Here is a 12,912-nt window from a genome sequence, read left to right as displayed (position 1 = left end):
CAGCCGAGAGCCGGCGCTCACTTGACACATTGGCTTCCCAAGTTGTGTACCAATGGTACACAAATCTTCCTGTAACGGCGGGCTGGCCCCAAATCAGGGCCACAAGGTATGGGATTCGACCGGCAGCCGAGAGACGGCGCTCACTTGACACATTGGCTTCCCAAGTTGTGTACCAATGGTACACAAATCTTCCTGTAACGGCGGGCTGGCCCCAAATCAGGGCCACAAGGTATGGGATTCAACCGGCAGCCGGCGCTCACTTGACACATTGGCTTCCCAAGTTGTGTACCAATGGTACACAACTTTTTCCCTCAGCCATTTTGAAACCCATTGGTCTGAAATTCCCACTCCCAGCATGACAGAGAAAAGCCGTGTACTTCTACCGCCACAGCCCCCACACAGCCAGGAGCTGGTGTGAGGTGTTGCAGTGACCACCGGCTAGGTTCTTTAATATCGCCAGAGATGCTGAGAATTTTGGCCGGTTCGCCGGGAGTCAGGGAGACTACAACGTCATCCAAGCCGGTCAGTCCTTGGCCCACCGCTTTGAGATAGGCTTCCTTGCGAGTCCAGCAGAGGAAAAACGCCTCTTGCTTGTCGGTAGCGGGGAGGTTGCGAAGGACAGCAGATTCAAGGGGGGAAAAAAAGCGTTCGGCGATTTTCTCAGCGTCGGGCATCGGGCGAAGCATCTCCAAGTCGATGCCAATCTGCCGGTGGCGAGTTACGGCATAAAGGGCGAGCCCCCCGGAGTGAGACAGATTAAAGTTTAGATTGCCACCGGCACTGTCAGAGCGCAAAGCCGGTTTGCCGCGCGGGCTGTAGTTAAACTCCAGAAGCGCCGGCTCGATGCCAGAGTAGCGGCTGAGGATATTTCTGAGGATACCACGACCGGCAGCAAAGCGGTGCCGGTCGCGCTCAAAGTGAAACCGGTCAGCTCTGCGCTGCTCGTCTGGCGAAAGCGTCGCTCTCAATTGCGCCAGGAGTCCTGCCGGCAAGTCCAGGGAAGCCTGCCAGATGTGGACTTCATCTGAAGACAGGGGCATTGGGGCAGTAGGCGATGGGTCATTGGGCATTGGGTCATTGGGCATTGGGTATTGAGCATTGGGCACTGGGCCATTAGGCATTGGGTCAATTATCACCCTACCTCCTTAAAGCTAACACCTAACACCTGACCCCCCGATCCCTAAAACCCCTTCCCGCTCGCTGGAAATCCCTGGGGTGAACCTTGCTATACTTTGGCCGGTTAGCCTTTTCTTTCCCAGTCTTGCTTACCTAAGCACACAAATTTTCGCGCCCCTATTTTTTCAATTATATTTTAATATTTAAGCAGGCGAAAACCTGGAAATTTAGATAATAGCATAGCGCTGCTGTTGATCGAAACCGCAGCTTTACAGAAACTTTTAAAAAGCCGTTGGTAGAGGGAGTGGGTGAGAGCAATATAAATTCATCCTATAAGCCCCATGTTTTTGGCGCTAATTTAGATTAAATAATTCAATTATTGAGCCAACAAAATATCCTTAATTTTGCCAAAATTTTTATGCACCAAGCTAAAGTTTTGTCAAAAAATAAATACTCATTACGCTCATTAATTATGCAAATTAAAAACAAGCATAGATCGTGTATTTTTCACCCGCAAACATTTCCCAGAACCCAGACCCCAGTCAAGCTAGACAGGTTCGCAGGAGCTGCTATCGGTCTGTCCGCGCCGGCACGCCTGATTTTGGCCGGTTGAGGCAGACTTTAAAAGACAGCTAGGTGAGATGAATATTTTCACTTTTTTTCAGATCCGTCTTTTGAAGTAAATCTACTTATATAGCAGTAGCCATATTGGTTAGGACAATAGGAGCTTCGGGAGCAGGGGAGCAGAAGATCAGGGGAACCAGAATATCCTAAAATAAACAGTTAATTCTATAATTAACTAACCCAAGTGGCTACTGCTATAACTCGAAAAAATTTGCCATCTCCCAATAGCCAGTTGAGGAGCGCCACCTGGAAGCATTGGGGGTCAACTTAACCAAAATAGGCCCAGATTTATAGAGTGACTGCGGCAGAGTATTTATGCCGCTTTTTCACAGCTTTACATAGATTCACAAGCTTAAAATTAGATATTTTAAAAGTCCCTATATCGGTGTTTTAGACTCGCCTCAAAGCTTGGCAAAAATGAGACAAATATCTAAATGCTATTTCCACTGAAATCCGTTCCATCGGCTGATTCAGGGCGACCGCCACTTCCGCGCACAAATTATTGAGAACTGCAGAACATATCCAGGTGGCAAAAATTTTAATTTGCACTCCATTCCCCCCAGGGCAAACGCATCTAAATTTTTTTGACAACAGTCCAATCTCTCTGCCACGGACAAAGCTCGCCGATGACTTGACAAAACAGTCGAGGTATGTTCCCTTGATTTTTGAATCCTATGTCCGGGTTCTGGCTCAAAAGTTGAAGGCGTGCTTGGAGAGGCTGCCGGTGGAAAAGAGAGCCAGTTATAGGGAATGCCGGCTGACAAGCTGTTGCGCATTGAATTTGCACGCTTACATCTCTATCCCCTCCTTCCGAGCGTGAGCTGGAAAGGCCGTTCTATCGGCTCTGCCGACTCTCAAGGGACAAGTAGATTACAAGCCGAACAGCTTAATCCCTTGTGCTCATAGCCTAATTGCAGTGTGTTCAACGCCTTACGGCATCAAAGCTTCGGACACACTCCACCAACTTGTAATTAGCCATAAAGTGCTCAACGCCTTACGGCATCAAAGGTTGGGACAGGGAGCGTCGGCTGAAACGCTTGCTCCATAACCGCCTGTACCCCATTTTACAACCACCTCCCCCGAACAAGCAACCGGCACGGCAAATTCTCTCAAAAACAGCCGGCTTACAAGAAACTTCAGCTGAAAAAATACAGAACGTGCCCGGCATCACATCCTGAAAGTTTCCAGGTAGAGCCCTAGGGTGTGTTCCGCACCATCCATTAACCCAAACATCGGGGCAGCCAGCGGTAAGGGTAGCTCTGCATCATCCATTTACCCACAAATTTATGGTGCGTGCTACAGAGGAACGCAACAGTAGGGTGCGTTGCGCACCATCCATTTATCTCACCGTGCCGGTGCTACAGAGGAACGCACCCTGCGAAAGCTGAATCCGGGTAGCGGGACGGAAACAAGATGGCCAGGTGGTCATCTCCCCTAGGGCAGGGTAAACTCTATAAGAAGACAGAAAACAGAAAGCGGAAGAGGGAATAATTCCCGTGATTGCCCGACGCCGGCACGGCTCTCGGATAGCGCAATGCCGTAGGCGCTTTGCGCCAGAAGCTCAAAAGCGCACCCACGGAGAACTCACCAGTAGGGCAGAATTAACCTAAATAGGGGGTAGCACAGACCAATGCAATTAGAAGAGAGGGAAAAGTCAACCGTAATTTCACGGATAACAGTCGCCATCGCAGCTACATTCACAGCGGAGCCGGTGGAGGAATCTCTCAGCTTTTGGCTCTCTGAACTCGATATCCCCTGCAAAATAGAGTTCGCCCCCTACAGCCAAGTCTTCCAGCAACTGCTCGATCCGAGCAGCCTGCTCTCGCACAACCAGAATGGCATCAATGCGATCTTGCTGCGAATGGAGGACTGGGAGCGCCATGAGGAAAGGGCTGCTGTGGGGCAGCCCCTGCAGCCCGCAGTGAAACACCGCATAGAAAGTAACCTGCGAGACTTTTTGAGGGCTTTGAAGTCCCGGGCTCAAATTTCGGCAACGCCCCAGATCGTCTGCTTGTGCCCGCCTTCCCCCGCTGCTGCGGCTGACGCCAACCGGCAAGCGTTCTTCCAGCAGATGCAGGAACGGGTGAAGTTAGAATTAGACAGCCTCACCGGCACGCACCTAGTGACAGCCGAGGAAGTGGCAGCCAGCTATCCAGTGGCCCAATACTACGACCCACATACAGATGAGCTAGGTCACATCCCATACACGCCGGCATACTTCACCGCACTCGGAACCTCGATTGCCCGAAAAATCGCTCGCCTGCTGGCACCGCCGCACAAAGTTATTTTGCTCGACTGCGACGGAACCTTGTGGAAGGGCGTCTGCGGAGAAGATGGCGCAACCGGGATAGAAATCGACCCGCCCCGCCAAGCTCTGCAAGAATTCATGGTAGCGCAGCGCGACGCCGGCTTTGCTGTCTGCCTGTGCAGCAAAAACAGCGAGCCAGATGTCTTCGAGGTGTTTGAGCGGCGTAGGGAAATGCCCCTCAAGCGCGAACACCTCGTATCTTGGCGCATCAACTGGCAGCCCAAGTCAGAAAACATCAAATCCCTAGCTGCGGAACTAAATCTCGGTCCCGACAGCTTTATCTTAATCGATGACAGCCCCATTGAGTGCGCCGAAGTGCAAGCCAACTGTCCGGAAGTCCTCACCCTACAGCTGCCGGCTTCTCCAGAAGAGATCCCCAGATTCCTCCAGCACGTCTGGGCCTTCGACCATTTAAAAGTCACCGAAGAAGACAAAAAGCGCACAGCTCACTACCAGCAGAACGCACAGCGCGAAAAATTGCTATCCGAAGCGCCCACTCTGGAAAGTTTCCTGGAGAGCCTTAACTTAAAGATTCAAATCGCACCGATGGAACCGCATCAGATAGCGAGGGTGTCCCAGCTGACGCTGCGAACCAACCAGTTTAACTTTACGGCTGTCAGGCGTTCAGAAAGCGAAATTCAGCAGCTCAGCCAGTCCGGATTAGAGTGCATCACATGCAACGTAAAAGACAGATTTGGTGATTATGGTTTAGTCGGAGCAATAATTTTCTTAGCTGACTCAGACGCCATTATTGCAGACACATTCCTGCTCAGCTGCCGCGCCTTGGGCAGGGGTGTCGAGCACCGGATGCTGGCAAAACTGGGAGAAATCGCTCTTGAACGCGGACTGGGCCATGTGGAACTTTCTTACATTCCCACCCAGAAAAATCAGCCGGCGCTCAATTTTCTCGAAAGTGTGGCCGCGCCCAAAAAGGCAACCCAAAAAGAGAACACCCCAAATAGCGCTTTGAGCGGGCCCACGGATGGGAACTTCCGCTACCGGCTCCCCGCAGAAGTTGCCGCAACCGCCCGCTACAAGCCCGCCGGCGCTCTCGCTCAGACCCCTCCGCCTTCCCCCCCGGAGGAGGGGTCTGGGGGGAAGGAGCAGAATCCCTTCGCCTCTGTTGAGGCGTCTCCCCCCGCAGAACCCCCGGCGTCTCCAGAGGAGTCTTTTGCGCTCGATGGGATTCAGGGGGTCGAAATCCCCGCCCCCCCTCCCCCCTGGGGGGAGAGGGCTGAAGGGAGGGGGGAGAATAAATCCTCCAATGCCGGCACCTTCCACCTCAATCCGCGAACACTGATTCGGATTGCCACAGAACTGTTCGATCCCGAACAGATTCTCGGGGCGATTGAATGCGCTAAGAGCGCACGGCGCAAAGCGCCTACGCAAAAGCGCCAGAAAAGACAGGAACTAGCAGGGGCGGCAGACCGGCAATGCGGCGACAGCGCACCCCGGACGCCGGTTGAGCGAGTGCTGGCCAGCACCTGGGCAGCGGTTCTCGGCGTTGAGCGGGTGGGAATTGAGGACAATTTCTTCGAGTTGGGCGGACACTCCCTGCTGCTCACCCAGCTGATTTCCAGGGTGCGAGAAACTTTTCAGGCGGAGCTGTCAATGCAGAGTTTCTTTGAAGCGCCGACTGTGGCCGGAATCGCCGATAGACTTGAGCGAGGTGAGAGCGGGCTACGGCACGCTAATACTGTGGCCGAGCTGCTGATAATGGTCAGCCAGCTCACAGAACAGGAAGCTAGAGCACGGCTCGAGCAGAAGTTAGCACCGGCAGTACCGAGTGCGGCGGTTGAGGGCGCTGGCGCGTCTGCCGTTGCGGCTCCCGAGCCGGAACTCCCGCCCGAACCGAGCGGGGGGGAGATGCCGGCACTGCCGTCTGAACCGGTGGCCCCTGCCGCCCTCGGCGTTGAGGGCTCACCGATTCTATCCCTTTCTGGGCCGCACTCAACAGATGCGGTCGCGCCGAAAACTTATTACCGCACCGGCGATATTGAGCGAGTGCCAATCCGCCAGAATTCCGAGTTGGTTTACTCCAGAACCAGCCGCTGCAGTCAAATTTTAAGCGCCGATGTCGGAGAACTCCTGTCGCTGTGCAGGCAGTTCAAAACCCTCGACCAGCACGCAGCGGATATCGGACTCGCTCGAAATCTGCAACATGATAGCATAGAAGCGATAAAAAGTCAACTGACAAGGCTGGTTGAGGCCGGCTTTCTGATTTCCCAGGAGCAGCTGCTCTTCTCAGGTGGGAGTGGGGGCGGGTTGACAAACACTCTTCGTTGTGAAGGAAACATCTCGGACGAACCGGCCCCAAAAGACGCATTGCAGGCATTAGGCTGCTCTATCGCCTCAGTTGGGATACTCACCTGCAACCGGCTAGAGGGATTGAAGCGCAGCCTGACGAGCTACATCGAAAACAGCAAGCAATACGGCAGGACCAATGACTTTGTGGTGATGGACGATTCGGCCAGCCCGCAAACGCGAGAAAGCTACAGGCGACTGCTGCGCGAGCTTGCGGCTGAATATGGCGTAGAGATTTTCTATGCCGGAAAGGAGGAAAAGATGACGTATGCCAAAGCGCTGATTGAAAAGGGAGGCTTGCCGGCAGAAGTTGTTAACTTTGCTCTGTTCGATGTGGAGAGTACAGGCTATTCTTATGGCGCGAACCGCAACGCCATGCAGCTGCACAGCGCTGGCGACGCCATCTTCACCGCCGATGACGACACCCTGTGCCGCCTTGTGCCGTCTCCAGAGTTAAGCAACGGCTTGACGTTCAGTGCCGGTTACTCTGCAGCGGATCTCTGGGTTTTCCCCAACCGCCAAACAGCCCTGGAATCGGTTTCCTTCGCGGAAGACGATAACCTCGCCCTCCACGAGCTGATGCTGGGAAAAACTGCCGGTGCGATTGCTGCCACGTTTGGGGGAAAACAGCAGCCCATAACGTTATGGGCCAGCGACTTCAACCGTGCGGACACTCCCTTGCAGCGCCGGTTGCAAACCGGTACCGGCAGAGTGCTGGTGACATTCAACGGTTTGATAGGGGATTGCGCTTGGGGTGCGCCCTTTGGCTACTGGGTTGCTCCCTTTGGCTACCTTCTGCTCACCGGCAGCTCCCGCGAGCGATTAGTCAGGTCCGAATCCGACTACCGCGCTGCCACAACCAGCCGCAACATCTTGCGAGTGGTGAGTCGCCCCACCATTAGCGACGAAACCTTCTGCATGAATACCTTTGTGGGGCTGGACAATCGCATTCTGCTGCCACCGTCGATGCCGGTGAGACGGGGGCAGGATTTAATCTTTGCCACCACCCTGGGCCAGTGCTTCCCGGACGCCTGCTTTGGCCACCTGCCGTGGGCCCTGCTGCACGAGCCGGTGGAAACGCGAAAATTCTGGCCCGGTGAAATCTTCAGAACCGCCTCCGGCTTTGACACAGCTAAACTAATTGTAGAGTGCGTCAAATCCTGCTCCTTCGGGCCGGGCCAGACCGGCGCAAAACAGAGACTTCGCGCCCTCGGCACCCACTTGACTGAATTGGGGTCCCTCCCAAAAGCCGACTTTGAAGAATTTGTGCGGCTGCAAGTGTGGCGCACCAGCAGCTCGTTTATCTCCCAAGCGGAAGAACAGCTGCAGCAGTGTCAGGAATCACCGGCATTTTGGGCCAATGATGTCAAAAAATACCTGGATATTTTGTGCCAATCTCTCACAAGAGACGATTATTTCGTTCCCCTTGACCTGCTGGCTGGACGCAGCACCAGCGAAGCCCGGGAACTCGCCCAGCGCTTAGTTCTCAAATTTGGCCAGCTGCTGTGCTGGTGGCCCGATATGGTCGAAGTCGCCAAGAAATTGCGATCTCAAGGTCAAAGACTGGCCATAAAGGAATTTTGAACAATTTTGGATTTTGGATTTGGGATTTTGAATTTTGTATTTTAGATTTTATCTAAAATACAAAATAAAGATTAGGGGGCATTTATGGTTGGTAAAATAGTGATATAAAAAAGGTTCAAGATGGGTGAGTCTATCAAAGATATTGCCGCTCTTTCTCCCACAAAGCGGGCGCTTTTTGAGTTGCTGCTACAGGAAAAGGGACTGAATGTCGCAAAAATACAAAGAATCCCTCGGGAGAGAGGGCGAGCGTGTTTCCCCCTTTCGTTTGCCCAGCAGCGGCTGTGGTTTCTCGACCAATTGGAACCGGGAAATTCTACATACAATGAAACAACTGCCCTCCGCCTTCAGGGGGTGCTGAATGTGCCGGCTTTGGGGGCAAGCCTCAATGAAATTGTGCGCCGGCACGAAATCCTGCGGACGACCTTCGCCACTGTGGGAGGGGAGCCGGTTCAAATCATCCACAACTTTGACGAATGCGCATCGGGCATAGGGCATGGGGCAGCAAACACCGGGGATGGGGAAGATTTACGAAACGAGAGAAATCAGCAATCCCCAATACCCAATGCCCAATGCCCAGTGCCCAACTCTCTCACTCTCGAGATAGCAGACCTCAGACATATTCCCGAATACAGGCGAGAGTCTGAGTTTTGGCAGCTGTCCGCCCAAAAGGCCCACCAGCCTTTTGACCTGAGGAAAGGGCCCCTGATCAGGGCAACTCTGTTTCAGCTGGGCGAACAGACAAGCGCACTGCTGCTAGTCGCCCATCACACGGTTAGCGACGGTTGGTCGAGTCAGGTGCTGGTTCGAGAGATGGCGGCACTTTATGAAGCTTACTGCGCCGGCACTCCCTCTCCCCTTCCCGACCTGCCAATACAGTACGCCGACTTTGCCGTGTGGCAGCGCCAGTGGCTCACCGGGGGGGGCGATGGCAAGGCTTCCCAGCTGGAGTCGCTGCTTTCCTACTGGAAAGAGCAGCTGGCGGGCGCTAGCCTAGTGCTGGAACTGCCGGCCTCGCGCCCCCGACCGGCTGTCCTCAAAGGAAGGGGCTCCCGCCACTCTCTGATGCTGTCTGAAAAGCTGAGCTCCTCCCTCAAAGCCCTGTCGCGCGAGTGTGGTGCCACTCTGTTCATGACCCTGCTGGCGGCCTTCCAAACCTTGCTCTACCGGCATACCGGGCAGGAAGATATTATTGTCGGCTCTCCGAGTGCCGGTCGCAACCGGGCTGAAATCGAGCCGCTGATTGGATTTTTCATCAACACGCTGGTTTTGCGCACCAATCTCGGGGGAAATCCCAGCTTTCGCTCACTGCTGGGCCGTGCCCGCCAGGTGGCCCTCGGGGCTTTTGCCCACCAAGACATGCCCTTCGAGAAGCTGGTGGAGGAACTCCAGCCCCAGCGGGATTTGAGCCGCACGCCGCTGTTCCAAGTGTTTTTTAACCTGGTCAACTTGGAAGGCCCCTCGGCGCAAGGGCGCATCGAAATGGCCGGCATTACCGCAGAAACCTTGCCGCGCCCCGAACAGGATTCCAAGTTCGACTTAACGCTGTACGCTCGAGAAAAAAAAGAGGGAATCGAGCTGGAATTTGTTTACAGTGCCGATTTGTTTGAACCGGCTCGCATGGCCGATATGCTGGCGCAATTCTCCATGCTGCTGGCTCAAATCGTTAAAAACCCCGATGAAAAAATCGCTCATTTCTCTCTGCTAACTCCCCCAGCTGCATGCCTGTTGCCCGATCCGGCTCAACCCCTTGTTTCTGAATGGTTTGAGCCCGCTCACGCGCGGGTCTCCCAACAGGCGAAGCTGCTTGGGGAACGCTTGGCAGTTGCGGACAAAACACAAGTATTGACCTATTGGCAACTTGATGCTATAAGCAATCAAATTGCCCATTACCTGCAGTCGCACGGCATCGGCTGTGGCGACGCGGTTGCTATTTACGCGCACCGCAGCGCCCTGCTTGTTGTGGCGGTTCTCGGCATTCTCAAAGCCGGTGCCGCCTTCACGATCCTGGACGCAAATTATCCCGCTGAGCGTTTAATCAATTGCTTGGAAGCCGCTAGCCCGAAAGGCTGGCTCCAGATGGAAGCGTCTGGCCCACTCTCACCAGCCTTAGAAGAATTTGTAGCCTCTTCCTCATGGAGCTGCCAGCTGGCGCTCCCCCAAAAGGCAGCAGTTTGCCACAACCTGTTGAGAGACTATTCTACTGAAACCCCAGACATAACAGTTGACCCCGATGACCTAGCTTATATTGCCTTTACCTCCGGCTCCACCGGCAAGCCAAAAGGAATTTTAGGAACCCACAGACCGATTTCCCATTTCTTGCAGTGGCACATACAGACGTTTAATCTCAATGAGTCAGACCGGTTCAGCATGCTGTCAGGGCTCTCTCACGATCCTTTGCTGCGGGATATCCTCACGCCGCTGTGTGCCGGCGGCACATTGCTCATCCCCGATCCAGACAGCATAGGAACTCCCGGCTGGCTGCTCGACTGGATGAAGCAGATGCAGGTTAGCGTCGCTCACCTGACACCGGCAATGGGACAGCTTTTGAGCTTTGGCGCAGGGGCTGGCGAACGCGGAGCCCCCACAGGCGTTCAGCACACCAGTGCCGCTCAGCGCAAGCAGGAGGCGACAGCGTCGTTCTCCGCGCCAGAGCAGGAGAAGCGCCCCGCAAAGAGCGCCCATCTTCGCTATGCTTTCTTTGGCGGAGATGTGTTAACGCGCCGCGATGTTGCCCGGATGCGAAAATTAGCTCCCAACGCCACCTGCGTTAATTTCTATGGAGCCACCGAAACCCCTCAGGCGATGGGCTACTATATCGTCCCCCACCAAGAAGCGGGGAAGGACGGGAGTTCGGAAGTGCCGGAATACGAGAGAAAAGAAGATTCCTCTTTTGAAAATCGAATTCCCGTAGGCACTGGAATTAGAGACGTTCAATTACTGGTTTTAAACGCCTCAGGGCAGTTGGCTGGGATTGGGGAACTGGGAGAGATTTATATTCGCACTCCCTACTTAGCCAAAGGATATCTCGGGGATGATGAACTTTTGCAATCGCGTTTCCAAAGATTTCCTGGCAGCAATATTTTCCCGCCGCCGGCTGAATTGACGGTACATCCTGACGACCGGCTTTACAAAACGGGGGATCTTGGCCGGTACAATCCCGACGGTACTGTTGCGATTGCCGGTCGCGCCGACTCTCAGGTGAAAATCCGTGGCTTCCGCATTGAGCTCGGGGAAATCGAGGGGGCTTTGGCTCTTCACCCGGCTGTGTTGCAGTGTGCGGCTGTCACCCGCGAGGACGTACCCGGTGAAAAGCGCCTGGTCGCTTATGTCGTCCCCAATCCGGAGATGGCAGCCGACCTGAGTCCTCCCCTGCGCAGCTTCCTGCAGGAGAAACTGCCTGACTACATGGTGCCCTCTGCCTTTGTGATGCTGGACGCTTTACCGCTGACGCCCAATGGCAAACTAGACCGGTGGGCGCTGCCGGTGCCCGAACCAGTGACCGTCAAAGGTAGCGCCGACCGGCAAGCTGCCGGTGCCGCACCCAAAGATGTGCTCGAGCGCCACCTGACCGAGATTTGGGAGAAGGTTTTAGGCGTAAGCCCCATCAGCGTGACTGACAACTTCTTCGATTTGGGAGGGCACTCGCTGCTAGCCGTGAAGCTGTTCGCTCAAATCCTGGAGTCTTTGGGTAAAGCGCTTCCCCTGGCGACCCTATTTGCTGCGCCAACAGTTGAGAAACTGGCAAATCTTCTGCGCAAAGATGTGCCGTTGCCGCCTTGGAAGTCTCTGGTGCCAATTCAAACCGGCTCTATTAAAACACCTTTATTTTGCATACACGCCATAGGGGGCAACGTTTTCTCGTACCAGAATGTGGCGTCCTATCTGGGGGAAGACCAGCCGGTTTACGGGCTGCAAGCGCGGGGTTTGGATGCCCAGGAGGAACCGCACACGCGGGTTGAAGACATGGCGGCTGACTACATCCAAGAGATCCGCACTGTCCAGCCTCACGGGCCCTATTTTCTCGCCGGCCACTCCCTTGGCGGCATCGTGGCTTTCGAGATCGCCCAACAGCTGGCCAAAGCGGGTGAGCGTGCCGCTCTGCTGGCGCTGTTTGATACCTTCAGCCCCATGCTGTTTAACAGGGAAACCCCTCCCTTGCGCTACCAGATCTACATTCACAAGCTGAACCTCTCACGGCTGAAACCAACAGAGCGGCTGAGCTACCTCACAGATCGGGTGAGGTGGAAGATTGACGGAATGCGCCAGAAGTGGACTGACAAGTTCTCCTTGTGGTCCGGGCATCCCAGTCCGGATCTCATCCCCGAAACCTTCCGACTCGTAGAAGAAGCCAACCGGCAAGCTGTGAGAAATTATGTGCCCCAAGTTTACCCGGGGCGGGTGACTCTTTTCCGCTCTATCGAAAGGCCCACTCGCAAGTATTACGAACCCTTTCTCGGTTGGGAGGAGCTGGCTGCCGGTGGGGTGGAGGTTGTGGAGGTTCCCGGACACCACAAAACTCTGATTTTAGAACCCTATGTCCGCTTTCTGGCGGAAAAGTTGCGGGTTTGCGTGGATAAGGCCCAGGCGGAAGAAACCTGAAGCGATGTTGGGTGAAGGCTCAACGGCGAAGGCCGAAATAGATTTCACCCCTCGCCCCTCACATTTTTTCTCGTGTGCTTTTGGGGATGTGAATTATAACGTTATCAGTCACCTCCTGCCAATCCGGGAAATCGTTGTGTTTCCCGATCTAGCAGTAGTCATATTGGTTAAGACATCAATGGCGTAGGGACAAAAGGCTTAGGACAGGCGTCTCGCCTGTCCTACTGTCCTAACCTAAGTGCATACTGATATCCCCCTCTTTTGTCACTCTGGAAAGAGTATAATAAGAGAAGAGCGTTCAAACCCTTGTGCTGCATATGGTTAAGCCCCGAGCTGCCCGACCGACCGTCAATTTTATCGATGAGTATTGCGCCCCC

General features: G+C 54.4%; 3 protein-coding genes. 2 read left to right on the top strand and 1 reads right to left on the bottom strand.

The window, feature by feature from the left end; all coding sequences use genetic code 11:
* Positions 1–311: 311 nt before the first annotated feature.
* Positions 312–1,085 carry a 4'-phosphopantetheinyl transferase family protein gene (locus tag OSC10802_RS0114995; protein WP_052334309.1) on the bottom strand — a complete coding sequence of 258 codons (774 nt, stop codon included), beginning with the start codon at positions 1,083–1,085 and terminating at the stop codon, positions 312–314.
* Between the two features lie 2,285 nt (positions 1,086–3,370).
* Here OSC10802_RS0114995 and OSC10802_RS44390 point away from each other — a divergent pair.
* Together OSC10802_RS44390 and OSC10802_RS40255 are read left to right on the top strand one after the other, a co-directional pair.
* The gene (locus OSC10802_RS44390) at positions 3,371–7,936 is read left to right on the top strand and encodes an HAD-IIIC family phosphatase (RefSeq protein WP_017717584.1); all 4,566 of its coding nucleotides are present in this window, start codon (positions 3,371–3,373) and stop codon (positions 7,934–7,936) included.
* Positions 7,937–8,056: 120 nt separating this feature from the next.
* Positions 8,057–12,535, top strand: a complete 4,479-nt coding sequence (locus OSC10802_RS40255) for a non-ribosomal peptide synthetase (RefSeq protein WP_017717583.1) — start codon at positions 8,057–8,059, stop codon at positions 12,533–12,535.
* Positions 12,536–12,912: the final 377 nt, after the last annotated feature.

The sequence above is a fragment of the Kamptonema formosum PCC 10802 genome (assembly GCF_000332335.1).
Lineage (GTDB): Bacteria > Cyanobacteriota > Cyanobacteriia > Cyanobacteriales > Oscillatoriaceae > Oscillatoria.
The sequence above is the reverse complement of the archived record's forward strand: the minus strand, read 5'-3'. Positions and strand labels throughout refer to the sequence as shown.